Genomic DNA, 25,591 nt, shown 5'->3' with positions numbered 1-25,591 from the left:
CTATGTCGCATCAGGCGTGATCTTCTTACCAGCAGCCTGAACGGCGGGCACATTCGAACGCCTGCTGAACATGATCAGGTTGCGCAATGATTGCCCGAACTGACGAAGACGCGCACCGAACAACAGATAAGACGCAATGACGAATACGGCGCCGGCGCCTCCAACCCCAAGCGCAAGCCACGGCGTTGAAGCAGATTTTGCGGATTGAACTGAAGCCGCTGCCGGCGACGCTGGCTGCTCAAGCGGAGTTCGCTCAACCGGCACGAAGACCACGGCCACCTTGTCGTAGGACAGCCCTTCGATGCTGTTGGCTACGAGCATCTTGATCTGAGGCAACAGCGCCGAGAGCTTTGCGTTGGAGCCATGTCGGATGAAAACCGACGCTGAGGACGGGGTCGCATCTTGCCGCAACAGATCGTTTTTAGGAAGGACCACGTGGACCCGGGCGGAAAGGACGCCATCGATATCGCTAATGGTGCGCGATAATTCTTCGCTGAGGGCGTAAACGTAACGGGCCCGCTCCTCAATCGGAGAGGCAACGAGGCCCGATCCCTTGAACACCTCGCCAAGATTCTTGAAAGATTGGCGCGGCAACCCCTCAACATTCAGCAAGTCAATCGAATAGGCGAGTTGCCTTTCCTCGACCTGGATCGTGCTGGTCCCATCCTTGGCGACAACACGAACGGCATCGACACCCTTGCCAAGGAGAAGCGCAAGCATCTCGTTGGCTTCACGCTCCTGAATCTTACTGTAAAGATCAGCTTTGCAGCCGATCAACGGAACAAGAAGGGGTAGAGCAAGGCAAACGCGAAGCCGTCGCCACGATTGACGGCTGCCGCTGCCCGCACTGCACATCACACCCGGCATCAGCTTCATTCAGCCCGCCGATAGCAGCTTGTTCAGAGACGAACTCACGGCGCTGGTGCTCTTAGAAACAAGGGACACCTGAACGACGTCCCGGTAGACATTCCGCAGATTCACCATCATCGAATCGAAATCTACCGCTACCGGTTTAACCGTCGCATGCGCGCCGATGTCGAGCGGCTGCAACAACGGCTGCGCGGCGGGTCCAGGCTGGATGACGCTCGGCGCAGACGACACACTACCGACCGCCGGAGCACCGACATGGCTGTGGTACATGGTAGAAAGCACTTGAAGGATGCGATCGCCCGGCGGATTCGCCAGCGTGTTCGCGCGCTGCACTTCCGATACCGGCGGAACGACTGCGGCTCTATCTACGACCGATGAGGTGCCCCCCGGATTGGAGGCCGCCTGCGCAAGAGACTGCTCAAAGTGCGCCTGCTCGCTGGGAGCTGCCGCCGAGCAGGCATTTGCAAGACAGTCGGCTAAATTGGGTGAGATCGGCGTTGCGCCTAACATCATATAAGGAGTCATTGCGCTCGTTGATGAAACCAGGCGTTGTCGACACTGAACGGATCAAGATCGTAGAGCGGTGAGCTGACGAAAACCTGACGAGGAAGCGCCGCCTTGCGTCATTTAAAGATCACGTTTGGCCTCCAGGCTGGACCGAAAATCCAGGTTTAATTCTCAGGCGGAAGGCCTTCAGGAATGTTTGTCCGATCCACGATGGTATTGAAGAGAATTCTTTACGCAGGAGGTTTCATCTACCTTGGAATGGTCAGGGCGCTCGGCGCGCCCCTCTCGCTGCCATCGACCCCTTACAGCTATACGGTTCTGGATCAGGACCTTGCTGCCGCGCTGCAGGAGTTTGGCAACAATCTCAACATCAGAGTCAATGTCAGCACTGAAGTGAAGGGCCGGATTCGCGGACGAATGCCGGACCTACCACCGCGCGAGTTCCTCGAGCGTTTGACCAACCTGTACAATCTTCAATGGTATTATGACGGCCTCGTGCTTTACATATCCGCGGCCCACGAGGCGCAAAGCCGACTGGTGGTGTTGAGCCCAATCAGCTTCGATGCGTTCAAGACCGCGCTCGATGCACTCAACATCTCCGATGAGCGCTATATCGTGAAACCGGCCCCGGGAGATGGCCTCGTCCTGGCTTCGGGCCCGCCACGCTTCATCGCGCTGGTGGACCAGACGCTGAAGGGCCTTGTGGCGGAGGCGCAGGCGCGGCGAAATCCCGCCACCGCCGAAAGGCCGCCGCGGGATTCGGTTTTGATGTTGTTTCGCGGCTCCTCGAGCGTGGTTATTCGGGACGGACGCCCGGAAGGGCATTATTCGCCCGACGCGGGGCATCCGGACGGCACCGTGCGCGAAGCTGGCACGGGCCAGAGGTGACCAACCGATGCGAGAAACCTTCAGCCAAGGTCGATCCGATCTGCATTCGCTCAATCCGTCCGATGTCAGCTTTTCGAAAGCTAATGCGCCCAGCATGAGCGTGCGGATGTCTGGACAGCGGCGCCTGCTACCGAACGCAACGGACGTGGGCAACCAGCCACCCTAGGCGCGAGCGAGCTCGAGGCTTAAAGGTCAACGCGAGCCTCCGAACCAACTGCGTCGGAGCCGCAGGGCATGAGTCTTCGTATTGTTCGATCCGCTCATTATGGGAAAGGAGTGACAGGATGGATTTCAATGCAATCGGTCCAGCGAATATGAGCCGAGAGCCCGACTCACCAGAACCGTCTACGGACGCGACCGGCTTTGAGCAGCGGCTCAGTGGCGCGCACGCTAGGTCGTGCGGACTCCTGGTATTCCGATGAGCCGCCAATACCTGACCAATTCTCTGAAAGGACGCATAACTCATGATTGACTACACTCATCTTGGCGGGAGGCCAAGATGGCCAAGATCGTCGACGCCGGCCAGAAAGGACGTCGCCAAGTGCTCCTGCCGTCGGCGACGTCGCGAAGGTCTGCTGGCGGCGCGAGTATGTCCGCTCCGCGGGCTGGGCTATGGAATGCTTACCCGGTGGGCGCGTCGCCGCGCGATTGTCCAGGCCAAACGCCCGCGTCCATCGACGGTTTGATACGAACGAACCCCTCTTGTCGAAATTCGGCTGTGTGGGGCATACCCAGCATGGTGAAAGTTGTGGTCCGGGAGGTATTGCTAGGCAAGCGGCCGGCCCTCCTTAGTATGTTGATCTGGGCATCCGAGGCCGTATGGGGAAGGAAGACCCAGCGGTCGGCTATGAGACGCTCGTTCTCGGGAATGAAATTTGTGAGCTCCGGCAGCGCAGCCCCGGCGGACGAGGACGGCCCGGCTTGCGAAGGTCCGGCCTGAGACGGTCCAGCTTGCGATGGTCCAGCCTGCGATGGTCCGGCTTCCACATTCTGCCAAATCAGATCAGGATCAAACTCTGGGAGTTCCGCGATGGCTTGAGCAATTGGCTGCTGCGAGCCGGGCTGCGGGGAGCTTTCTCTGGCGGCCACCAATGGCCCGGGGGAGCGCGCAGCCGGCGCATATAGATCATCGTGCCAATCCAACAGTGATGAATAGGGATACCCCGACTCCAAATATTGCGAATAGGGATGCCGGGCGTCCGGATATGGCGAGTAGGCTTTGCCCTGCTGCACGGGAGATCCCGCAGCAGGTGGCAGAGCACTGTCTTCGACCTCGCGCAGCTGGCGCTCAAAGCCCGCTGGGCCCGCGGGCGGTGATGGTGAATCGGGCTGCGGGCTTGTGTTCGTTGTGCTGATTGAGTTGAAATCCATCCTGTTCCTCCTTTGACAGTTTGGCTCGAGCCATAGTTCGACGAAGGCCATTTGCATTGCGACCTCCAGAGAACCGTTTCGAAGGCTCGTGTGGAGTGCAGCCTCCGAGCTGCCGGCAGAGCATCTGGTGCCCGACGTGCATCTCCATTAAGATGGATAGGCGGCATCGCCCTCTAGACATCCGCTCTCTCATGCTAAGAGAGTTAGCTTTCGAGAAGCTGACGGGCGTCAAAAGGATTCGCAATGAGCCAATGGAGAAGGCATTGACCTCCGCGAGAGCTGCTGCGCATTTTCAGTTGATACGTCCAAGGACGTGACACTTACCTGATGCGCCCATTGGTGACCGAGCTTGATCGATGCAGCGAGCTCCCGTCATAGATATGTCGTCAGGCGAGATCATCGCGCATTGGCCATCGTCGAGTAGGATTGGCTTGTCGCGGGTAAACCGTTATGCCTTTCGCTGTCACCGCTCTTCAGTACAGACGAAGAAGCAGAACCACACAGTTGAATCATCCTGAGAACTCGTCAGCTTCTAGAAAGCTAACCATCCTAATATGAGAACCGGATCCTCGAGGGCGAGGCCGCCTAGCGGGCGCAAATGGAATGGACGTGGCAGCGCGCGGTTCTCCGTGTGGTCGGACGGGCTCGATTAATCGGAGCATCGCGGCTTGCAGCTGCGCCAATTTCTTGTTTGTTGCTGTTTTCGAGTGGACAACGAGCTTTGCTGCGTGCACACGTCCGAGTGGCGGATTTGCGCACAATCGACATTCTCAAGGACGATTAGAGTGGACCGGAACAACATCAACCCATTCAGCTCTGGTGAGTTTCAGGCGCCCCGCTGGAGCAGCAGGAGCAAGAGCCGGGCAATACGAGCCAGCAAGCGAGGTTTGAGCAGCAGCTGAGCGAGCTGCAACACACTGCGTTTTATGAGAGCAGCTCCGCAGAAGCGGGTTCGCCTGATGGACAAACCGCAGACGGAGGTGAAGCGATTCGGCGCACTGATGCCGGCGGCTCGATGCAGGTGCCGTCCATTGAGAGCCACTCATTCAGCAGCACGCGCCAAAGCGTGGACATACCCCATACCCCCTTCGGCCGTTCGGCTGAAGTGCCGTCCAAGCGAAGCCGCGAGAACGATGGCCCGGACGAGGAGCTTTTTTCTAGATTCCGCGAGGCATCAAAGAAAAGCCGAGCCAGCGATGGCACTATCCGCGAGGAAGCCAAGAAAAGCGGACCAAGCGATCGCACGATCCGAAGGGATCAAGAGATACTGCGCAACTTCAGCGCCTGGCTTCAGGCGAAGCAGAAGCCACCAATCAGCAGCCAACTAGAGAATCTTCAAGCATTGCGTGCCGCGGGGATCGAGTATGCGGCCAATGATGTTCGCTTGGGCGCTCGTATCGAGGCAGCGTTGACAAGGCTCGAGCAATTCGCAGTCGGAGCGCCTGTGACAACGTTGACGCGAGGCGGCCGGCCAGTTGAGGATCCCGTCACCGCAGTCGGACCGTCGGTGATGACATTGCCGCGGGGCGGCCGGCGGGTCGAGGCTCTCTTCCCCGAAGACGAGGCGCTCATCAACGCTGCGTGTGACGAAGGCGTTAAGCGTGGCTTTGCGCCGGTAACCATGCAGGAGTACCGTAGGGCTCTTAACAGCTTCGGTAGGTGGCTCAACAAGCGCGGGGTGAGTATTACTCAGGCTGATCCCGAGAAGCGAGACCGCTATATTAACTCTGGGAAGGGCTCCTATCTTAGAGAGTTTCCACGCGCGTGGAATCTTCTTCAGAACTACCGACAACGCGCCAACGCGCCGCAGCCGTTCCCGCCTCAGGAAGTTTCCGCCAGCGCGGATGACGAGGCGCTTTTTCTCGGCTTCAACGAGGTGGCCCCGAACATCGGCGTGAACCTGTGGGCACTTCGCCAGTTCAGCGCCTGGCTTCAGGCGACACAGAAGCCGTCAATCACCGGTCGGATTGAGAATCTAGAGGCTTTACGTGCCGAGGCCGACGAGTTTGCGGGCGATGACGTTCGCTTGCGGAATCTTCTCAGGACGGCGTTGCCAAGGCTCTGGCAATATCAACAGGCTGTCGAGGCGAACCGAGCGCTGGGTTTGGGTCCAACGGGACAAGCGGGCTCGCTCGCCGGGCAAGGCGCTCCGCAGCCGAGTTCGCTTCATGTGCTTCCGGCAACGCCCGCTACCCCGAGCGAGGGAGCGTGGGATTGGTTTAGGGAAGTGATGCAAGAACCAGCTCCGTCATCGTCCGCACCACACCGTGGCCTGCGGCCCAGCTCATATCAGGAGCTTCCGGCAACGCCAGCCACCCCGAGCGCGGGAGCGTGGGATTGGTTTAGGGAAGCGATGCAAGAACCCACTCCATCGTCCACACCACATCGTGGCCTGCAGCCCAGCTCGTATCAGGAGCTTCCGGCAACGACGGCTACCCCGAGCACGGGAGCTTGGGATTGGTTCAGAGAGCAGATGCAAGAACCCACTCCGACGTCGCCCACGCCGTATCCTGGCTCGCGGCCCGCCAATCGGAACTGGCTTAGCGAACAGGTACTACAACCCGAGCCATGGTCGTCTACTAGGGCTGCGGCGTCAAATATCTACGGCGGCCTTGAGCCAGTGCCTCATCCGAATGCGCCCACAGTGTCTGAGTTGCGTGACTATGCGCACTCTGCGCCGGCGCGTGGTGTCGCAAAACCCCCGTCGTTCATCGGGCCATCATTGCCCCCTCAAGAGCTACCGGAAATCGGACATATGGTCGACAACTGGAGCCACCGTTCCCAACCTGCCTCGGACGCCCTGATAGACATACTCGGTAACGTCGGTCTCTTGCCGAATCAGTTCGGCCCAACACAGTTCACCATCGAGAGTCAGCTTTACTCGGCCACATTGGGACCGGGAGGACGCAGGGACGTTCAACTCGTCCATCATCCGCGCGCCAGCCAGATGAGTGAATTCCGGAGATCCCGTCAGCCGCTCCACGAGCCTGCGTCATCGTCGTCAGCCAGCGCTCCCTCAGATATTTATGGCAGTGTTGAATCATTGGTTGATCTCAATCCAATCACACGGTTCGAGTTGCGTGACCATGCTCAGCCGGTGCGGGGCGCCGGCTCGTCGTCTCCCGGATCATCAGGGGCCTATCGCCGCCGAGCGGAGTTACCGGATATCGGACCTTTTCTCGGCGACGATTGGAACCACAGCCGCTGGGACAATCAAGGCCAGGGCCGAGAGGTCTCGCACAGCGGCATGATGTACATACTAAACACATGGAACCTACTTCCGACCCCGCAGAACCGACGCATACAGTTCACCATAAACGGTGTGCTCTACACGGCCGAGTTGAGGAGCAGGCAAAGTAACGCGATCTTGGGGTCCGGCCACGTCGTTTATCTCATCTATCACCCTCAAAGTGACTGAAGAACGCGCTTGGGCTGGGAGTCCCCGAGTTCTTCGTTTCGATGCGCCCAACATCCCATGGCAGCGAAACTGCGAATTCCGACGATCTCGCGCGCGTGTGCCGACGCGCTGCGGCCTGCGCATTCCGAGATGATTTCGCCACCATTCCGGGATGATCTCGCCGGGCGTGGAGGCTCTTCTGCGGATGCTTCTGGCTCCGAGCAAGCCGCACGGGATTGGGGTCTGACGTGCCAGCGAATAGGGAACGCCCGGACGGTCCTAGACATGAACTCCGCCAGCGCCCTAGTGCTCCGCCACAACATGCCGGTCCGCAGGGTGATGCCTATTCGCCATATTTGGACGCAGGCCATCCCTATTCGCCGTACCTGGATTTAGCGCATCCATCGCCCGACTTGGGTTGGGAAGATGATTCGCATACGCTGGCTGCACGCCGCGCCAGAACCGGAAAGCCCCCCAGTATCTCTCCCAGCAGACGATCGCTCAGGCGATCGAGGCTCATCCTGGCATCGATCAGGATCTCATATGGCAGGATGTGGATGCCGGGCTCGGCCCTTCGCACGCTCGGCCGTGGCACGCCGGCCCCTCCCACGCTCGACCATTGCAAGCCGGACCGTCTCAGCCAGGTCCTTCCGATGCCCACCATCGGAACTTTCCGAGTTCCGTATGCTGGACGGACGTCTAGTACCTCGACACAGAGGTTTTGACTGATTGGTTTGGGATTTCCAAGACGGGTAGCTGGTCAGGAGGGACCAGCACTTCGATGCTGCGCGGCGAACCGGGCTGGCGCCTGATGAGGCCCGCGCGTTCGAGGGTCAACACCATCTGGTGGACGGAAGGCGGGGTGACGCCGAAGTGCCGTTGCATTTCCCATTCGGCCGGTGGTCGGCGATGCACGCGCGTGTAGGCATCGATGAAGGCCAGATACTGGCCCTGCTTGGGCGTGAAGGCTTTTGCAGAATGACTCACCTTGGCCATCCGATTCAGCTGTTCGTCCGTGCCTCGACAGGAGGAGGCACGGATGAATGTACGCTATCGGGTCGAACTCAGCCAAACCGAGCGCGCCGAACTCACAGCGCTCTTGAGCGGAGGCAAGCACGCGGCCCGCAAGCTCAAGCGGGCGCAGATCTTGCTGGCCACTGATGCCGGGGCGAGCGACGAGGAGATTGCCCGAACCGTCGGCATCGGCGGGTCCACCGTCTATCGCACCAAACGACGTTTTGTTCTTGGCAATTTGGAGGCGGCTCTCAGCGAGGAGCCGCGACCTGGGGCGAAGCGTAAGCTCAGTGGCAAGGAAGAAGCGCTTCTGGTGGCCACCGCCTGCTCAAGCCCTCCCGCAGGCCGCGCCCGTTGGACCTTGGACCTGTTGGCCGATGCGATCGTCAAGCTGACGCTCCACGAGTGCCTGTCGCGCGAGACGGTGCGCCGACGCTTGGCCGAGAACGATCTCAAGCCGTGGCGCAAGGACATATGGTGCATCCCCCGGATCGACGCGGACTACGTCGCCCGCATGGAGGACGTGCTCGATCTCTATGCTGAGGCGCCTGATCCGAAGCGGCCGGTGGTCTGCTTCGACGAGAGCCCGATCCAGCTCATCGGCGAGGTGCGCCAGCCGATCCCGGCCACGCCGGGACAGATCGAGCGCTACGATTGCGAGTATCGGCGCAATAGCACCGCAAACCTGTTCGTCTTCCTCAACGCGTATCGCTCCTGGCGCAAGGTGAAGGTGACCGAGCGACGGACCGCGGAAGACTTTGCGGCCTGCATGCGCGACCTCGTCGACATCCATTATCCCCGAGCCGAGCGCATCCGCCTCGTGCTCGACGATCTCTCAACCCATTCGGCCGCGGCGCTCTACCAGGCCTTTCCGGCCGACGAAGCCCGGCGGGTCTTGCGCCGATTGGAGTTCCACTACGTCCCAAAGCACGCCAGCTGGCTGAACATGGTCGAGATCGAGATCGGCGTCCTCGCCCGCCAATGCCTCGATCGACGCATCGACAGTTTCGCCCGCCTCGTCGTCGACACTGCCGCCTGGGAGAAACGGCGCAATGCCGAACGCGCCCGCGTCAAATGGATGTTCACAAGCGAAAAGGCGCGCGCCAAAATGGCGCGCGCCTATCCAAAGCCATCAGCCAAATCAGGCCAATTTCAACGAGTCAAAACCTCTGTGTCGAGGTACTAGACTAGCCAAGGATTACTGGATTTTCGTTGGCCAAACAGCCACAGGCAATCAGATCGATATGCTGGAGCGCAGCGGAGTGAGGCCGAGCAAGGACCACCCCACAAAGGTTTTCACTCTTCTCGGGGTGCCTCACACAGCCGGACGCAGAGAAGAGGGCTTCATTCGTCTCACACCGTCGCTGGACCCAACCCTTTGGCCCGAAGAGCTGGCTGAAGATCGACCTGCGGACTCTGGGGAAGATCCGCCTCCCCGTTAGCGACCATGGCCCGCGCCTCGGCAGGGCCATGTCCCTGGCGCCGATAGATTGAAATTGCGGACGGCAACAGCAGTTGGTGACCGCCCCAGGCCGGCGGAAAATTGCCAAGCTCCCTCTTTAAGGCCCAATCGATCAGTGCAGAGACCTGGTCACGTCAAGATAGCCGCACGGCGCGAGACAAACGATCACCAGTGCGCCCTCTTCTCACTTTTGCCTTCTCCTCCTTGCACTTTGCATGGACCGACGTCACGGAGTCGGCCACCTTGACCATCACGCACGATTGTCACGTACACAGCCGCCGTCCCGCGGCATTCAAGTCAGGTTACCGTCCGCCCTTCCCAAAAGGACGGCGAGCGTGTGACCAATTCTTCTCAAGCCGCATTGCAGGCGGCCTTGACGCAAACCGTGTGGACATCGATTACCTCGCGCGCCTCGTGAAACCGGGATTGAGGTCATTTGCGCATCGGCGCATCTACGGGCGCAGTTTTCTTCGATCGGTTGCCCGATACCGCGCTGCCTTTGCTCATCCCGCCCGGAGCGTTTTTGATAAACTCCGATACTGGCGGACCCTTAGCTGTGCTCAACACCTCCACTTTGGCAGGTCTGTCCCGAAGGCCGCGACCATGATTTCGAGCGGCATAGATCATGCCACTTGACGTCCGCTGCGGCCCCGCCAAGGCGCGGCAGAGCCGACTTTCGCAACGTCCGAAAATGCGCGGGCGGGCGCTCCAAAGCGCTGCTCCGTCTGGCTACATCCGGCCGAAAGCTGCCCACACCCCGTCTTCGCCGTCCCAGCTGCCGCGGCTCGCCGCCTTGGAGTACTCCGTGGCGCGCTGCTCGAAGAAATTGGCGTGCTCGACGCCATTGAGAATCTCGACGAGCCAAGGCAGCGGATGCGCCTTGAGCTGGGCGAACCCGCCCTCCTTGGCTTCGAAGAAGCCGAAGACCGGGGCAATCCGCAGCTGGGTCAGTCGCCAGTCGGCGACATAGCGGACGTAGGCGTGGATCTGCTCAGGTCTCATGCCCTCGATCTTGCCGAGGCCGAAGGCAAGATCGACGAAGTTCTCCTCCAGCTTCACCATGGTCTTGGCGACGTCGACGATATCGTCACGGACGGAGCGCGTCACTGCGCCGGTTTCGCAGTTCCATTCGTGAAACAGCTTGATGATGCCCTCACAATGCAGACTCTCGTCGCGCACTGACCAGCTGACGATCTGTCCCATGCCGTTCATCTTGTTGTGGCGGGGGAAATTGAGCAGCATCGCGAAGCTCGCGAACAACGCCATGCCTTCGGTGAAGGCCCCGAACATCGCCAAGGTCCGGGCGACATCGGCTACTGTGTCGACACCGAACTCGTGCATGTAGTCCGCCTTGGCACGCATCTCGCCATAGCCGCGAAATGCCTCGAACTCGGTCTTGGGCATGCCGAGCGTTTTGAGCAGCAGCGCATAGGCGTCGATGTGGACCGTCTCCATATTGGTGAAGGCCGCCATCATCATCTGGACGGTGAGCGGCTGGAAGATCGGGATGTAGCGCTTTAGATAATTGTCGCCGACTTCGATGTCCGACTGAGTGAAGAAACGGAAGATCTGGGTGAGCAGCGCGCGCTCGCTGTCGGTGACGCGGTCCGACGCCCAGTCCTTGAGATCTGCGCCGAGCGGCACCTCCTCGCCCATCCAATGGGTCTGCTGCTGGCGCTTCCAGAACTCGTAAGCCCAGGCGTAGCGATCGACGTCATAGCTGCCGGTCGAGTCGAGGAGGCCGACGCGCTGTTTGCCGATCAGCGTGCGTGGATCGACGGATGAGAGATCGATCACTGACATGCGAGGCACTCCTCATAGTCAGTGCGCTGCTGCGGCGGCTGCGGCGGCGCCGCCTTGTCGCCGTCAGCGATGTTGCCGGCGAACGCCGCGCGCGAGATCGATTTTGAACGGCAGTAGTAGAGGCTCTTCACCCCGCGCTTCCATGCCGTCCAATGCAGCATGTGAAGGTCCCACTTATCCACGTCAGCCGGCAGATAGAGGTTAATCGACTGGCTCTGGCAAATGAACGCGGCGCGGTCGGCGGCAAGCTCGACGATCCATCGCTGGTCGATTTCGAAGGCGGTGCGAAAGACCGCTTTCTCGTGCTCCGATAGGATGTCGAGATGGGCGACCGAACCCTCGTGCGCGATGATCGACTGCCAGGTCGCCGAAGTATCGGCGCTCTTGGCGGCCAGCAGCTTGGCGAGATGCGGATTACGCACCGAGATGGCGCCGGACAAGGTCTTGTGGGTGTAGATGTTGGCCGGGATCGGCTCGACGCAAGCGCTGGTGCCGCCGCAGATGATGCTGATCGAGGCGGTTGGCGCGATCGCGATCTTATGGCTGAAGCGCGCCATGACGCCGCGTTCCATTGCATCCGGGCACGGCCCACGCTCGCGCGCGAGCGTCACGGATGCCGCATCGGCATCGCGACGGATTTTCCGGAACATGTTCAAATTGAACGACTTGGCCACGACACTTTCCATCGGAATGCCCTTGGCCTGCAGGAATGAATGGAAGCCCATGACGCCGAGGCCGACGGAGCGCTCACGCAAGGCGGCGTAGCGGGCACGCTTCATGCCGTCCGGCGCCACCATGATGAAGTGGGTCAGCACGTTGTCGAGGAAGCGCATGACGTCCTCGATGAAGCCTGGCTTCTCATTCCACTGGTCCCAGGTCTCGAGGTTGAGCGACGACAGGCAGCACACCGCGGTGCGCTCCTCGTCGCGATGATCGATGCCGGTCGGCAGGGTAATTTCGCTGCACAGGTTGGAGGTAGAGACCTTGAGGCCGAGCTCGCGCTGGTGCTTGGGGAGCGACCGGTTCACGGTGTCAATAAACAGCAGATAAGGCTCGCCGGTCTGCAGCCGGTTCTCCAGGATGCGTTGCCACAGCTGGCGGGCGTCGATCTCGCGGATGACCTCGTTGGTCTTCGGGCTGCGCAGAGCGAACGCGGTGCCAGCACCCACGGCACGCATGAACGCGTCGGTAACGTTGATTCCATGGTGCAGGTTGAGACTCTTGCGGTTGAAGTCGCCGGACGCCTTGCGGATCTCGAGGAACTCCTCGATCTCGGGATGGTGGATATCGAGATAGACCGCCGCCGAACCGCGCCGCAACGAGCCCTGGCTGATCGCCAATGTCAGGCCGTCCATGACGTGGATGAACGGGATGATACCTGAGGTAACGCCGCCCTTCACCTTCTCGCCAATCGAGCGAACATTGCCCCAGTAGGTGCCGATGCCGCCGCCGTTAGAGGCAAGCCAGACATTCTCGTTCCAGGTACCGACGATGCCTTCGAGCGAGTCCGACACCGAGTTAAGGAAGCAGGAGATCGGCAGACCACGCGTGGTGCCGCCGTTGGACAGCACCGGTGTGGCCGGCATGAACCACAGCCGAGACATCGCATCATAGAGACGTTGGGCATGCGCAACGTCATCCGCGAAGGCGCAAGACACCCGCGCGAACATGTCCTGGAGCATTTCGCCGGCGAGCAGATATCGGTCGGTCGCCGTCAGCTTACCGAACGGCGTCAACAGGTCGTCGCGCTTCCGATCGAGCTTGAGATCGGCCGGCCTTGGGGATGGCGCAAGGGGACGCGGCAGCGGAGCCGGCGATGGCAACACAAGACCCAACTCAGGCGGGGTAGGCCTTGCCTGAGCTGGGCGCGGCCGCACGTCCGACGGCTCAATGAGATGACCATGCTGATCGAAATTGTAAGACGGCGACATCGGCGACCCCGCGATGTTAGGCGCGGGCCGGGCGGACGACTTGCGAGGAATCCGGGCAAATGTCCCGGCTGCAAGCGACCACCGGGGCACCCCGCCCGAGGACTTTCGTTCAGTCGCGGCAGGTCTCCTGGCTCACGGGTCACTGCGGCCGTCGGCCTTCCCGGCGCTGTGTCGCGCCAGTGACCATGATGACAACCGCTCGCCGCTTACAGTTGCGGGGGCAGCCCCGGAGTAGCCGTTTCGGCGCACCGGGTTCCCTCTTAGCTTCCGACCTACAAGGTGTGGGGAACGGAAGACCGTGACTAACTAGAGATAGGCACTACCCGTCGGGATTCGTCAACTGGAGAAGGTCAAGATTTAGAAGGCAAAAACATACCGACCGCCCGGACCACTCTACCGCCGCTGTCACTTCCGCTGCAGATGATTGGAGATCCGTTGGGCTGCCTTTCCGGTTTCCGTTAAGCTTGCGCATAGTCGAGGAAATTCTGGCCCACGTGTCGCATTGATGGATCTATGAAACCGCGCGTCAGTGGAGAGGGAATTCGGCAAGGCCGCTCTCCGATCTGAATCGCAGCGCTCCCGCTCGCCGCGACAAATGGCATCTGGACGAAGTCGTTATCCATCGTCGGCGAACAACATCGGCTCTGGCGCGCCTTCGACCAGAATGGCCTTGTTTTTCGACTTCTTGATCCAGCGCCGAAGAGACTCGCGCGCTGCACAGTGGTCCTTAACTGTCAGGGCTCCAGCGCGACCTGCAAGCCCTCGTTGCTTTCAACATGAACGTAACGGGGTCCAATCGGCCGTCCCCTGCCGCTGGCGACGGTGACAACGTCTTCCAGAGGCGTGGCCCGCGCATCCGCCTCTGGGCGAGACAAGATCAGATCGGCATGAAACAACCCTTCTGATTCGAGGCCGGTCGCATCCACGCCAAGGGCCGCCAAGCTGGCCAAACAACTTTCAAACTCTTCAGCATCGCGAAAGCGACGCTGGATAAACGTCGCGCCGGTAAGACGTTCTGTCACAAGACCACGCTTTGCAAACGCCTCGGCCAACGATTCAAATGGGAACATTCGTAGCACGAAGGAGATGATCCATGGTTGCTTCTCTGTCGCATCGAGAATCTCGCTGAACGTCTTCTCGGTAACATAGCCGATGCATCCGGTTGACAAGATAACATCCACGGAGCGGAGAATGCGCGCGCTGTCCGTCGATAGCGCCTCCTTTTCAAGGTCAGCCACGATGCCCTGCTCCAAGAGGCCAACACTCTTTGCATAGCTGATCGCCCGTGCCGACACATCGAGGCCGATAAAGCGCGCCAACCCGACATCAGGCCAGGCTGCATAAAAACTGCGATCGAGACTCACCAGTGTCTCAGAACTGATCGCTCTCATCTCACGACGGGCGTAGCGGTGACGCAAGCCCCCGAAGGTCAGCGGAAAGCGATGCACCGCTGCGTTGATGCCGTATGAACATCCAACATCGAGCACGACGGGCTTAAGGCCGGTTGCCGAAGCTTTCGCTGCCAGGATTTGGCGCACAACCGGCTCAGCCACGTCCGGGATCATATAATCCAGGTCTCCGAGGATCGAGAAATATGCCCTCGGATCATCAGAAGCATAAATATCATAGAATATAGCTTTAGACCGATTAATATGCGAAAAATCTATCCGCAACGCAATTTCTCCCATCTCATTTGTAAGCGAGTCGACGGCAGGTGCCTTCGTACTCGCCCGCACATTGGTATACAGGTCGGTCTTACACCCGCCGATGCGACAGCAGAAGCGGCAAGCGGACAAGAGCATCCGCCTGCGTAAGACTATCATGAAACTGGTCCCACACCGATGAACAGCCGCTGGAGATACATTCGGCCGAGTTGAGAGCGGTCGAGGCAACGGCAGGCAACATGAGAAGAACCGTTTCTGTCGCGTGATAAGATTGGCAGCATTCGTGAGCGCGAATGGGCCAGCACCTTAGAGAAGCGAGCTGACCGAAAGCTGACGAGCGTTCGTTACCTGATGATCGCGGCGGGCTTCCATTTAGGAAAGACGCATCGGCCTCCAAATTTGGGACGAATTTTGGTGTCGATCCTATCGTGAAAAATAGCAGGTATACTCATCCGATCTCGGAGGCTGTCGTCTTGAAGAAGGTGCTAAGTGTTACTGTTTTCACCTGACTGACGTCGTCAGCACGCTCGGCGCGCCGCTGACGCTGCCATCGACGCCTTACAGTTACACGGTTCTGGATCAGGACCTCGCGACCGCACTGCAGGAGTTCGGTCACAATCGGAATATCCGGGTCAATGTAAGTACTGAGGTGAAGGGGCGGATTCGCGGGCGGCTACCGGAACTCCCACCGCGAGAGTTTCTCGACCGCTTGATCAATCTCTATAATCTTCAATGGTACTTCGATGGGCGGGTGCTTTACATATCCGACGCGCACGAGGCGCAAAGCCGACTGCTGATCTTGAATCCGATCAGCTTTGATGCATTCAAGCGGCACTCGATGCACTCAGCATCTCAGATGAGCGTTAAATCGTGAGAGCTACACCGGGAGAAGGTCTGGTCTTCGCTTTATGGTCCCCCCGCAGTTTATCACACTTGTGGTGCAAACGCTGGAAGGGCTGCTGGCGGAGACACAGGCACGGCAGAGTACGGCCGGTGTCGACAAGTGGCGACACGCGTCCGCTCTGATGCTGTTTGGGGGATCCTCAGGCACGGTCATTCGCGACGGCCGACCGGATGCCCCTGCTTCGCCGCAGGCACCGCATCAAGACAGCCCTGTCCATGCGACCAGTTCTGGTCAACAATGACTCGATCACAAAAAGTCGCTTGCGAAGAAATTCAGTGCGTCGTGCATACTCTTCGTCAGGTTCTCGAAAGCTGGTGCTGCCCGGCATGAGCGGGCCGGTATTGAGACGGCGAAGCCAGTATCGCAACGACGCCACAGGCTTCGAGCAACAGCTGTCCGAGCTAGGAGGGAGGTAGCGGTATCCTACATCGCGGCTTGCGGATTTCTTTCTGATGCGAACCTTTGAACTGCTCTAAAAGATACGTCATAAGGATGAAATTCGACGAGTAAGGATGAGAGACGTTCCGCTGTCAGAAGTAAACGGACCTCAACCGCCAATAAGCAGACATGCGCGGCCAATCCAAGGAGCTTTGAGCAGGAACTGACGGGACCGCATGAAGCGAACGAATCTAACTAACTAGCATCTGATTTGGCCGAAGCTGGGAGCGGCGCCGTCACGCGCCGAGCTATCATTGGATGGCGGCGAGCGGTCGAGTTCCCGGACGTGCCGCCAAGGACCACAGGTCTTCACTCGCCAAGCCGCCACATTTCTTAGATCGACATGCTGAGAACCTGCAATGTGATGTCAGGCAGGCACCCTCCGGACAACAACTTTCGCCATCGCGGGTGTGCCGCACACGGCCGAATGGCGAGGAGAAGACTTATTCGTCTCACAAGTCGCTAAACCTGCTCTTGGGGCCAGTGCTCCGCCCTTCGTAACCGCGTGATCCAACTGTTATCTCGTACTGAGCCCGCGACGTGGATTCGATGCGGGGTCGAAGAGCGCGGCGGCCAAGGACGAATAAAGGACAAAGGCCGGGGCGTCTGAGCTTTGATGTTTGTCAGTGCAACCTGGGTCCGCTCAACGCGTTTGACGATGGAGTTTTTCGAGGAGTTAGTCGACGACCGGTATCTGAGCCGACCATGCTGGATGCGCAGCTCAGAAGGCGCCAGCACTTTTTTGGCGCAGGCGCGGGGTGGCTACTGCGAAATCAGCGCCCACCTTAAGATGTTCCGGAGCTCTAGCGAGACTGTTGGACCAAATCAACGAATGCTCCTGATAGGCAGACGTAAAGCTGTAACTCGCTGACATGGCACCAGGCCAGGCGAACGCAACCAAACGAAGCTGGCACCGGCATTGAAATACGTCCAGGCCCTTGCTGGCAAGGCTATTTCATCAACCACCTTGAAATCGTCTGAGCGCCGTCAGCTTCTCGAAAGGTTGTCCGTTTTACCATACGGCGTGAATATCTAGACGGCGGTGTTCCCATGGATAGTCGCGAAACTGAGCGCTGAAGGCGCACTGAGCAACAGGTGCAAGTGGTAGGACCTGTTGAACTCTGCCGATCAACACTCCTTGTTCGTCGCGATCTCGGGCCGCGCCGGTGACCGTCTTGTGGTGCACACTTACATCGGAGGACGTGTAATGTCAGTCGACCTATCGCCAACCGCCAACTCAACTGTGGCTTTCCCCGGAATGCCCGCCCCGCCCTCTTCGGCGCAGGACTTTTCCAGCTTTCAGGCGATGCTGGCCAGCCTCTCCTCGAAAGATACGACCAACGATCATTCAGCACCGCAAGTGGCGGCCTCCACAGAATCAACCAAGCAACTGACTGATCAACTCACGCAGGAGGCGCGGAATATCCTGCCACCAGAGATAAGGGCAGCATTGGATGCATATCAGGATGACCCACAGCCGTCCTGTGCTGCCGGCAGCCCAATCATTGCGGAAGCGCCCGTACAAAGCTCAAGGATCACCTGGAACGGCGGCACGCTCACTAATGCGGAACTGCAGATTGTCTCTGTGCTGAACCGCCATAAGGACAAATGCCCGCTTGATTGGAAGTCTCTGGGAGATTTGGCCAACGATCCCTCGACACCGCCGGATCTAAAGGCGGCGATCGAGGCACTGCAACAGGACCCGGAGCTCTTCTATGCGATCGGTTCGCAAGGCGACGGCCGCTGTGGCGGCAGGATCAAAGCGGGCGATCTCAGCGGCTTTTCCGACCATCACCCTCAAGTTGCCGCGTTCCAGGAGCAGCGGGCGCGGACCTACGAGCAGAACTACATGCCTTCCGACGGTACCGGGAACGGTGAGCCATCGGTCATGACACTGACCGATGCCGTGCGCGAACTCTACCGCTATTCCGATAACCTGCCCAAGAACTTGAGCCTTGCGGATTTCAAGCGCATCGTGGTCGGCAACGCCGACATTGGCAAATGCCCCCCACAGGTCCTCGCGGCGGCTCAATATTTTCTCGACCACCCGGATCAATGGAAGCAGTTGTACGGCGGCTCGATAGATAAGGTCCACAAAGAGGACTTCCTGCAGGTCGCTTCGTCATCGATGAGTCTCACTCGACCCGAGCTGAGCACACTAAACACGGTCAACAAGAACCAGGACGCTTTCTTTGGAAATGGCGATCTGACCCGGGAAAAGCTCGTGAGTATGGTGGACGACAAGAGCCTTTCCCCTGAGGTGCGAAGCGCGGCTTCCCAGCTGCTCTCGGATCCTGTGCTGTTCGGATTGATGAACAACGCGATTACTGGTTACAAAACCCACCACAAGTTTTTCGACTTCGGCGGCGGCCATACGGTCGATTCCGGAAACATCAGCAGAAACGATTTCAACCAGTTCTTCAACAACATGTCTGGTGCGAACCGCGCCGCTCCGCAATTGAAAACGCATGCCGCTCAAACGCCGGCCGAACAGGAGGCCACCGCGGACATGATGATTGGCGTGGCAGACCAGCCCGACATCAAGTCTCCCAAGAAGAACGGTGGCGCCCTCATGCACGCACTTAATGACGTGCTTAAGGTAGGCTCGAAGGTGCTCGACTGGACAGCGACGGCCGTTGGTGTACTCGGCTTCATTCCAGGGCTGGGCGAACTGGCCGATCTTGCTTCAATGGTGATCGAGGCCGAAGCGCAAGCTGCAAATCTTCTGCACACCGCGATCAGCGGCGGCAACATGAAGAAGGCGCTGGAGGAAGCCGGGCTCAGTCTTGCGGCGCAGGCCGTGGGCTGCATCGCCGGCCCCGAGGTCAAGATAGCGATTCGAGAAGGCTTGGTGAAGCAGGCAATTCAAGAAGCGGCGACGGCCGGAATCAACCTGCCGGTGTCGATGGCCCAGTCCTACGTGGAGGACTATCTGAATAACCTCAAGGCACGGATTGAAGCCGAGCGCACGCAAGCTGCAGGTGCCTACGCCTAGTCGTAGCGGCGCTATCGACACAGGATAAAGCTGGACGAAAGGCTAGCTTGCGAGGCCACCACGCGGTAGGGTCGTCCCCGCCGCGCAGGTCGCGCAAGCATATTCGATGCTTACACCGACGAGCGTGTTTGTCGCTAGCTAAACCAGCGCTTTGTCGGCTGCACTCGAGCGCCCGACGGGCGTTCTCACATCGCGTGGGCCACCGCGAAGATTTCGACGGGCCAATTGCGCCACCCATCACGGACGGTTAGCTTGTTGATGCCTTCACGCCGCGACGGAACCGGATGGAGTGGCGTACCTGACCGGTTTACGTCGTCGGATCGAGAGCCATTAGCGGACGTGACGCTCAAGGTCCTTGTCTCCAGCGCCTCCTGATCGCTGTCCACGAAAGTGATCCATTTTTATGGCTACGAGCGGGAATGGAAGATCGCTCTTTCTTCGCTGACTCGCATGAGCAACTTTCACCTGCCGCCTGCCCGGGGCAGGATCGAGACAAATCGCTGCGTGGTTCGAGGTAACTAAATTGGCGAACGAGCTGCGAGGGGTCCCGGCCGGGCGGGCCCCGAGATTGGGCCACGTCAAAGCTTAAGCCCATTTTATCCGTCCGGCGCTTACATTCCGCTTATCAAAGCTGCGCTTTGATGAACAACGGCTTGCCTGATCAAGTGCCATATAGGCGAGGTCTTGTACCAACGCTGTGATCTGCAGCTTTAGCCGACACACTGCCGAAATATGAGGCGGCCTGTCCAGAGGCAACCTCAAAGAGATCGGCTCACTGTATTTCTGAGGCTCGTCAGCTTGTCGAAAGCTAACGCTTCCATAATCGACGTGACGGCGACCGCTCCCTCCGCACGAACGAAGTCTTGAAGTAGGAGAACCCGATGCGCATTTCCAGCTCTAGCGCCGCTGGGCACTTTGATTCTGACCTCCACGCGACTGGCGGCGGCAAAAAGGGATCTCGGGCGCCTGGCGAGCACGATGATCATGGCAAATCGCCTAGTGCAGGAGCTCCCGTAAATGGCGGCGCGTCTGGTCCAGACGCTGACTCGCAAGCCGCTGCTATGCAGCAAGCGTTCAACGTCGCTCTCGGCGCCGTCGCTATCCAGTTTGTAAGTAGTGCAATGGGTCGTTTCGACGATGCCATGGCCGAGACAGAGGAGGATTCCTGACCTCGCATGTTGCGGCGTCAGGAAAATCGGAGCCGCAAGGCGCGGCAATCTTCAAATAAACAGGAGAAACAATATGGCTGATAAGGTTGGTGCTTCTCATACCTCGACGGCGGGTGGTGCAGTTGGTACTGGTGCTGCAGCTGCAGGTTCCGCCGCTGCTGAAGCTGCGGGAGAAGCGGCATTCAATAGGCAGCTCGCCGCCCTGACTGCCAGCAGCACGAAGGCTGCTGAAAGGGATGTAGAACTTCGCGTCGTCTCGACAGAGCTCTCGACCGTCAAGAAAGTGGCCGACGAGCGGGTGCAGTAACGGATGAAGCGGGACGAAATTATATCCTCCCGCTTTTGCCGGCCGCATGATCTGTGAAGTCGCAACAGACCGTACGGCTTTGCCGTACGGTCTCGTTCTTCATTCAGGAGACGATCGTGAATGAACCAGCTTCCCCGCTATTCGAAGTGTTGTCGGGGTGTTATTCCGGGCTGACCGGCAAAGCGGGGAGCGGCTCCTGCTTGATCGGCAGCAGCCTCGATGCTGATTTGGTCTTCATCGAGCAAGGCCTCGAACCGCACCATCTTCGCGTCAGCTGGCATGTCAGCTCGATCGAGATCGAGGCCCTTGCCGCGGATGTCGCGATCGAGGGCCGCGGCCCAATTTCGCCGAATGAGACCGTTGTTGTCCCTCTTCCTGCCGTCATCCATATGGGCGCGATGTCCATTCGCTGCTCGATCGAAGGCACTCAGCAAGCCGGCTCTACCGGGCGCTGGCATGTACCGATTATCCCCCTCGCCTTGGTCCTCATCAGCTCTGCCGCAGTTGGCACCCTTTCAACGACACTTGTCCAGTTCGACAGCGCCGCAACGCTGAGCACCTCGTCCCCCGCCACGGACATTGGCCCCAAAATCGCACTTGCGGCCCCTGATGTTCCGGCCACCGACGCAGCGGCTCAACGGCTGCAAGGGGAAGTTGACGCAGCGGGCCTACTCGGGATCAAAGTCGGTTCTGGGCCGGGCGTTGTGACCGCCGATGGCACCATTACGCCTGCCTCGCTCGCCAAATGGCGAGAAGTCCAGCAGCGGTTCGATGTCCAAAGCAATGGTGCTTATACGCTCGTCAGCGCGGTCGCCATCAAGGAGGAGAAGGCGCCCCCCGCAATTGCCGTCCAGGCAGTTTGGCGCGGAAACGACCCTTATCTGGTCATTGCTGGTCAAAAGTACTTCGCGGGTGCACTCTTGAGTAATGGATGGACCGTAAAGGAGATCGACGACGGACATGTGCTGCTGACACGCAATGGCCAGCTTGCGGCTTTGTCTTATTAGAGTTTTAGCCCGCGGCCAACGAAGGAACGTTTCATGACTAGGCTGCCGCAGCGGTCCGTAGAGCCTGGCATCGCCTTTCAGGGAATCAACAACGAGCATCATGCACCTGTCATCGACCCGGCCACACCTCGGGCCAGCAGCATCGGCATCGACAAGGTCCATGGAAACGGCAAGGGTCACACGTCAGTTGTCCAACAGCGCGAAACGCAGGAGCGGTTGGCTGCCAGCCCGATCGATAACGCGCTCGAGCTCAAGTCAATCGATCCAATCTCGCGGATCAATCCCACCGATGCCACCGAGCACGCAGGTAGGATCGAAACGAGTTCGGAACTTGCCTGGCTGAAGGGCGCCAATCTCGCGCATAGCCTGCTCTCCTTCGTCACGCCCCGCCTGCGTCATTCGCATGTTGTACGTCCAGAGCAACACGGCCTTCTCCTTGAGCGTCTGGTCGATGCGCTGTCAGCCGCGCCAGAGGGCTCGGTGGCAGGCGAAGGGGCCGCGCTTCTGCGGCTGGAGCTGCGGCGGTTAATCCTGCTCCGGCAGAATCACAACAGCTTGATCCAAGGCTAGCAATGCCAGATCCGCACGAAGTGCAGCACTTCACACCTACCCAGTCGTCGAATGTTTCCAAAACCGATCTGGTAGTTCCGATCTCTGGGCCCGAACGCGATTTTCTCTGCGCGCTTTCCTACGTCCACCTTGCGTGCGGGCAGAGCGCACACAGTCTGGCTCTCTTGCGGCTCGTCGTTCACGAACATTCTCAAGACGTCGAGCTGCTTCGCATCCTTGCCTATGCTCTCATCTCAGAGCGCCTCGGCGAGGAAGCGCTATCGGTATTGGACAGGCTGGACATGCTTGATGATCAGCCATCGTCGCGTCTGCCATTGCTGCTGCTGCGCAGCCATGCTCTGCGTCACGCTGGCCGCATGGCAGAGGCGCAGGCCACCTTCAAGCGCTATGTTTCCTTGCGGGGCAGCTCGGCTCCGGTCAAACAATAAGGCTTTGCATGGCCAGGCACCTACGAAATCTCGTCGCCCGCGCACCGGCACATCCGGATATCATGGTCGCACTGATGCTACTTCTGGCGATCGGTATGATGATCATGCCGATCCCGATCATCGTGATTGACATGCTTATCGGCTTCAACCTCGGCTTCGCCATATTGCTGCTGATGGTTGCCCTCTATCTCAGCACGCCGCTTGATTTTTCGTCGCTGCCGGGCGTCATTCTGATTTCGACGGTTTTCCGTCTGGCGCTGACCATCGCAACAACGCGCCTGATTCTTGCGGAGGGCGACGCCGGCAGCATCATCCACACCTTTGGCGACTTCGTCATTTCGGGGAATATCGCTGTCGGAATCGTCATCTTCCTGATCGTGACCATGGTGCAGTTCATGGTCCTTGCCAAAGGCGCCGAGCGCGTCGCAGAGGTGTCAGCGCGCTTCACGCTCGATGCACTTCCAGGCAAGCAGATGGCGATAGATGCGGAGCTGCGCAACAACCATATCGATCAACAGGAAGCACGCCGCCGGCGCGCGGCACTTGAGCAAGAAAGCCAACTTCATGGTGCAATGGATGGCGCCATGAAATTCGTGAAAGGCGACGCGATCGCCGGGCTGATCGTCATCTGCATCAATATGCTGGGCGGAATCAGCATCGGCCTGCTCTCCAAGGGTATGTCGCTCGATGCCGCGATGCATCACTATACGCTGCTGACGATAGGTGATGCGCTCATTTCACAGATTCCGGCACTGTTGCTGTCGATTACGGCCGCGACCATCGTCACACGGGTCAACGGGCCTTCCAAGCTCAAGCTTGGGGCCGATATTGTCAGCCAACTTACGGCGAGCACACAAGCGCTTCGGCTGGCGGCCTGCGTCTTGTTGTTAATGGGACTCGTTCCTGGCTTCCCCTTGCCCCCGTTCGTCATCTTGGCCGTGCTCTTCGCTGCCGCAAGCTATGTCAAGGTCGGCGCGAAAGGCGACAAGCCTGCCGCGAAGACAGGAACAAATGTGGCCGCTTCGGCACCGGCTCCAGCACAGGCACAGAAGCAAGCCGCTCATGCGGAAGCACTTCCGATTGCGTTATTCCTTGCGCCGAACCTGACACATTCAATCGACAAAGACGAGTTGGAACAAAGCATCGCGCGCGTTTCAAGGTCGGTATCGGCAGACCTTGGAATCACGGTTCCGCGTATCCCGGCCCAGATTGACCAGACCCTGTCTAAGTCGCAGTTCAGGATAGATGTCGATAGCGTGCCGGTTGAAGGGGATGTGATCGATCCGACGCAACTCGCGCTCAACGATGATATTGCGAACATTGAACTGAGCGGCATCCCATTTCGGCAAGATCCGGAGACGGCTCGCGTATGGATCGAAGAACGCCATGCAGCTACGCTCAAAGCCGCCGGGATCGGACACCACCGTCCGGTCGAAATTCTTGCTTTACGTCTCCATTCCACATTGACACGCTACGCACAGCGCTTGGTAGGCATTCAAGAGACTCGTCAACTGCTTGCCCGAATGGAGCAGGAGTACGCCGATCTGGTGAAGGAAGTGCTTCGTACGGCGACCATTCCTCGGATCGCAGAGGTCCTGCGCCGTCTGCTCGATGAGGGGATACCCATTCGCAACACTCGCCTCCTCCTGGAGGCCCTTGCAGAATGGAGTGAACGCGAGCAGAACGCCGTCCTGCTCACTGAATATGTTCGTGGCACGCTGAAGCGGCAGATCTGCTTTCGCTACGCCAATGCCCACCGTGTTGTGGCCGCCTTTATCATCGAGCGTGAGACTGAAGAGATAGTGCGCGGTTCGGTGCGCGAAACCGCTGTCGGACCATATCTCGTTTTGGACGATTGGCAGAGCGAGAAGCTGCTTTTACAATTTCGTCAGATCCATTCGACAATCGCACAAAGTCAAAGCCAGCCCGTCATTCTCGGTTCGATGGATATCCGGCGCTTCGTACGCGGCTTTCTCACCCGCAACGGGATCGATCTGCCCGTTCTGTCCTATCAGGATCTCGCCTCGGATTTCACAGTCCAGCCGATTGGATCCGTGAAGCTTCCAGCTGCCAAGGAAAGGGCTCCTTCCCCGGAGCGTGGCGGGCTGTTTCCCGCCGCAAGCTAACAGAGCACAGCAGCTCGTCGTGAGATAGCCTATGAATTCCTATGAGATAAGCCTCTGGCGACACGCGCGCTTTTTTCACTCGGTCTTATGCTTGGGCTCGCTCGCTATCGTTCTGCTCGCAGGCTGCGCTAATCCGGACAGGTCGGCCCTTTCATCGCGGCAGACGCCCTTGTCAGACCTAGCTGACGCCAAGGCGATCGATCCCGCTGTGCGCGAACGAATTCCATACAGCCTCGGCCGGGATGCTGATGAGCAAACTCTGCGCGATACATTGAAGCAACAACCGGGCAACGTCGATGCGGCGATCCCTCTTGCGCGGGTCCTGCTGGCCCGCAAATCGCCCGATGAAGCGCTTGAGGTTCTCGATAATGTCCTCTTGGCGGCTCCCGCCGATCTGCGCACACTGAATGCCAAGGGTGTTGTCCTCGATCAGAAGGGGCACCATCATGAGGCGCAAGGGCTATACCGCAAAGCTCTCGAAAGAGAGCCCTCAAATGCGATGTTGCGCAACAATCTCAAACTGTCGCTTGCGCTAGAAAGTAAGACGGAGACCGAGGATGCCGGACCACAACCGTAGATAGATTGCGCCTTGGCCCGAGCAAGATGGCGCAGCGAACAATAGCGTGCAGAGCTTGATGCCTGAATCGCCAACTTGCCGATAGCTGGGCTCGCCCTAAGCTGCCGCACTATACACCGCCACCAAACCTCTAAGAGGTACGCCTCCGCTGACGGCCGCCTTG

The 25,591-nt window shown here is 59.2% G+C and carries 17 protein-coding genes, 2 pseudogenes and 1 riboswitch; of the genes and pseudogenes, 12 read left to right on the top strand and 7 right to left on the bottom strand.

Features of this window, described 5'->3' with window-relative positions; translation table 11 throughout:
• Nucleotides 1–876 carry a type III secretion system inner membrane ring lipoprotein SctJ gene (sctJ, locus tag CI41S_RS12700; RefSeq protein ID WP_172628015.1) on the bottom strand — a complete coding sequence of 292 codons (876 nt, stop codon included), beginning with the start codon at nt 874–876 and terminating at the stop codon, nt 1–3.
• Entirely contained in the window at nt 877–1,395 is a 519-nt protein-coding gene (locus tag CI41S_RS43405) for a nodulation protein NolB (RefSeq protein ID WP_244626494.1), read from the bottom strand. It abuts the gene before it with no gap.
• 240 nt (nt 1,396–1,635) lie between these two features.
• Here CI41S_RS43405 and CI41S_RS12690 point away from each other — a divergent pair, with 240 nt between their 5' ends.
• The gene (locus CI41S_RS12690) at nt 1,636–2,265 is read left to right on the top strand and encodes a secretin N-terminal domain-containing protein (protein WP_430650019.1); all 630 of its coding nucleotides are present in this window, start codon (nt 1,636–1,638) and stop codon (nt 2,263–2,265) included.
• A 621-nt stretch (nt 2,266–2,886) separates the two neighbouring features.
• Here CI41S_RS12690 and CI41S_RS43400 read toward each other — a convergent pair.
• Nucleotides 2,887–3,636: a hypothetical protein gene (locus CI41S_RS43400; protein WP_172628013.1), complete on the bottom strand. Its 750-nt coding sequence runs from the start codon at nt 3,634–3,636 to the stop codon at nt 2,887–2,889.
• Nucleotides 3,637–4,651: 1,015 nt separating this feature from the next.
• Here CI41S_RS43400 and CI41S_RS12675 point away from each other — a divergent pair.
• The gene (locus CI41S_RS12675) at nt 4,652–7,054 is read left to right on the top strand and encodes a site-specific integrase (RefSeq protein ID WP_139859361.1); all 2,403 of its coding nucleotides are present in this window, start codon (nt 4,652–4,654) and stop codon (nt 7,052–7,054) included.
• A gap of 678 nt (nt 7,055–7,732) precedes the next feature.
• On the opposite strand, the gene CI41S_RS12670 is transcribed toward CI41S_RS12675, so the two are convergent.
• On the bottom strand, nt 7,733–8,029 hold the full coding sequence (locus CI41S_RS12670) for a LexA family protein (protein ID WP_139481143.1): 297 nt from the start codon (nt 8,027–8,029) through the stop codon (nt 7,733–7,735).
• Between the two features lie 43 nt (nt 8,030–8,072).
• On the opposite strand from CI41S_RS12670, the gene CI41S_RS12665 reads away from it, so the two are divergent.
• Complete coding sequence (locus CI41S_RS12665; protein WP_139859883.1) at nt 8,073–9,233, top strand: IS630 family transposase; 1,161 nt, start codon at nt 8,073–8,075, stop codon at nt 9,231–9,233.
• Between the two features lie 1,005 nt (nt 9,234–10,238).
• Here CI41S_RS12665 and CI41S_RS12660 read toward each other — a convergent pair.
• Together CI41S_RS12660 and CI41S_RS12655 are read right to left on the bottom strand one after the other, a co-directional pair.
• On the bottom strand, nt 10,239–11,312 hold the full coding sequence (locus tag CI41S_RS12660; RefSeq protein ID WP_172626714.1) for a ribonucleotide-diphosphate reductase subunit beta: 1,074 nt from the start codon (nt 11,310–11,312) through the stop codon (nt 10,239–10,241).
• Nucleotides 11,303–13,048 (bottom strand): ribonucleoside-diphosphate reductase subunit alpha, encoded by a 1,746-nt coding sequence (locus CI41S_RS12655; RefSeq protein WP_244626493.1) that lies wholly within the window; start codon nt 13,046–13,048, stop codon nt 11,303–11,305. The genes CI41S_RS12660 and CI41S_RS12655 overlap by 10 nt, the downstream gene beginning before the upstream one ends.
• A 295-nt stretch (nt 13,049–13,343) precedes the next feature.
• A riboswitch (cobalamin riboswitch) is annotated at nt 13,344–13,559 on the bottom strand.
• A 115-nt stretch (nt 13,560–13,674) separates the two neighbouring features.
• Between CI41S_RS12655 and CI41S_RS44270 the strand changes: the two are divergent.
• A pseudogene (locus CI41S_RS44270) lies at nt 13,675–13,964 on the top strand (DDE-type integrase/transposase/recombinase); the annotation flags it as partial.
• Between the two features lie 13 nt (nt 13,965–13,977).
• Here the strand turns inward: CI41S_RS44270 and CI41S_RS12650 are convergent.
• Nucleotides 13,978–14,931: a class I SAM-dependent methyltransferase gene (locus CI41S_RS12650; RefSeq protein WP_172628039.1), complete on the bottom strand. Its 954-nt coding sequence runs from the start codon at nt 14,929–14,931 to the stop codon at nt 13,978–13,980.
• Nucleotides 14,932–15,412: 481 nt separating this feature from the next.
• Between CI41S_RS12650 and CI41S_RS44265 the strand changes: the two are divergent.
• The 8 genes and pseudogenes from CI41S_RS44265 to CI41S_RS12610 all read left to right on the top strand — a co-directional run bounded on the left by CI41S_RS44265 (nt 15,413) and on the right by CI41S_RS12610 (nt 25,428).
• Nucleotides 15,413–16,052: pseudogene (locus CI41S_RS44265) on the top strand (nodulation protein NolW).
• A 1,503-nt stretch (nt 16,053–17,555) separates the two neighbouring features.
• Nucleotides 17,556–19,244 (top strand): HrpF/NolX family T3SS translocon protein, encoded by a 1,689-nt coding sequence (locus CI41S_RS12640; RefSeq protein WP_139859878.1) that lies wholly within the window; start codon nt 17,556–17,558, stop codon nt 19,242–19,244.
• A gap of 1,242 nt (nt 19,245–20,486) precedes the next feature.
• Complete coding sequence (locus tag CI41S_RS12635) at nt 20,487–20,720, top strand: nodulation protein NopA (RefSeq protein ID WP_139481146.1); 234 nt, start codon at nt 20,487–20,489, stop codon at nt 20,718–20,720.
• A 116-nt stretch (nt 20,721–20,836) separates the two neighbouring features.
• Nucleotides 20,837–21,727, top strand: a complete 891-nt coding sequence (locus CI41S_RS12630) for a SctD/MshK family protein (RefSeq protein ID WP_172628012.1) — start codon at nt 20,837–20,839, stop codon at nt 21,725–21,727.
• A 33-nt stretch (nt 21,728–21,760) separates the two neighbouring features.
• Nucleotides 21,761–22,297, top strand: coding sequence for a hypothetical protein (locus CI41S_RS12625; RefSeq protein WP_139859355.1), 537 nt, complete (start codon nt 21,761–21,763; stop codon nt 22,295–22,297).
• 2 nt (nt 22,298–22,299) lie between these two features.
• Nucleotides 22,300–22,725 (top strand): type III secretion apparatus assembly chaperone SctY, encoded by a 426-nt coding sequence (sctY, locus tag CI41S_RS12620; RefSeq protein ID WP_139481149.1) that lies wholly within the window; start codon nt 22,300–22,302, stop codon nt 22,723–22,725.
• Between the two features lie 8 nt (nt 22,726–22,733).
• Nucleotides 22,734–24,851, top strand: a complete 2,118-nt coding sequence (sctV, locus tag CI41S_RS12615) for a type III secretion system export apparatus subunit SctV (RefSeq protein WP_139859353.1) — start codon at nt 22,734–22,736, stop codon at nt 24,849–24,851.
• A gap of 31 nt (nt 24,852–24,882) precedes the next feature.
• Nucleotides 24,883–25,428, top strand: a complete 546-nt coding sequence (locus tag CI41S_RS12610) for a tetratricopeptide repeat protein (protein ID WP_139859351.1) — start codon at nt 24,883–24,885, stop codon at nt 25,426–25,428.
• Nucleotides 25,429–25,591 lie beyond the last annotated feature (163 nt).

This window comes from Bradyrhizobium ivorense (genome assembly GCF_900696085.1).
In the GTDB taxonomy this organism is placed as follows: domain Bacteria; phylum Pseudomonadota; class Alphaproteobacteria; order Rhizobiales; family Xanthobacteraceae; genus Bradyrhizobium; species Bradyrhizobium ivorense.
The sequence above is the reverse complement of the archived record's forward strand: the minus strand, read 5'-3'. Positions and strand labels throughout refer to the sequence as shown.

What these genes read in the sequence shown, in the direction of transcription:
- sctJ (WP_172628015.1), bottom strand. Translation starts at nt 876, where the DNA reads ATGAAGCTGATGCCGGGTGTGATGTGCAGTGCGGGCAGCGGCAGCCGT.
- CI41S_RS43405 (WP_244626494.1), bottom strand. Translation starts at nt 1,395, where the DNA reads ATGACTCCTTATATGATGTTAGGCGCAACGCCGATCTCACCCAATTTA.
- CI41S_RS12690 (WP_430650019.1), top strand. Translation starts at nt 1,636, where the DNA reads ATGGTCAGGGCGCTCGGCGCGCCCCTCTCGCTGCCATCGACCCCTTAC.
- CI41S_RS43400 (WP_172628013.1), bottom strand. Translation starts at nt 3,636, where the DNA reads ATGGATTTCAACTCAATCAGCACAACGAACACAAGCCCGCAGCCCGAT.
- CI41S_RS12675 (WP_139859361.1), top strand. Translation starts at nt 4,652, where the DNA reads ATGCAGGTGCCGTCCATTGAGAGCCACTCATTCAGCAGCACGCGCCAA.
- CI41S_RS12670 (WP_139481143.1), bottom strand. Translation starts at nt 8,029, where the DNA reads ATGGCCAAGGTGAGTCATTCTGCAAAAGCCTTCACGCCCAAGCAGGGC.
- CI41S_RS12665 (WP_139859883.1), top strand. Translation starts at nt 8,073, where the DNA reads ATGAATGTACGCTATCGGGTCGAACTCAGCCAAACCGAGCGCGCCGAA.
- CI41S_RS12660 (WP_172626714.1), bottom strand. Translation starts at nt 11,312, where the DNA reads ATGTCAGTGATCGATCTCTCATCCGTCGATCCACGCACGCTGATCGGC.
- CI41S_RS12650 (WP_172628039.1), bottom strand. Translation starts at nt 14,931, where the DNA reads ATGGGAGAAATTGCGTTGCGGATAGATTTTTCGCATATTAATCGGTCT.
- CI41S_RS12640 (WP_139859878.1), top strand. Translation starts at nt 17,556, where the DNA reads ATGCTGGCCAGCCTCTCCTCGAAAGATACGACCAACGATCATTCAGCA.
- CI41S_RS12635 (WP_139481146.1), top strand. Translation starts at nt 20,487, where the DNA reads ATGGCTGATAAGGTTGGTGCTTCTCATACCTCGACGGCGGGTGGTGCA.
- CI41S_RS12625 (WP_139859355.1), top strand. Translation starts at nt 21,761, where the DNA reads ATGACTAGGCTGCCGCAGCGGTCCGTAGAGCCTGGCATCGCCTTTCAG.
- sctY (WP_139481149.1), top strand. Translation starts at nt 22,300, where the DNA reads ATGCCAGATCCGCACGAAGTGCAGCACTTCACACCTACCCAGTCGTCG.
- sctV (WP_139859353.1), top strand. Translation starts at nt 22,734, where the DNA reads ATGGCCAGGCACCTACGAAATCTCGTCGCCCGCGCACCGGCACATCCG.
- CI41S_RS12610 (WP_139859351.1), top strand. Translation starts at nt 24,883, where the DNA reads ATGAATTCCTATGAGATAAGCCTCTGGCGACACGCGCGCTTTTTTCAC.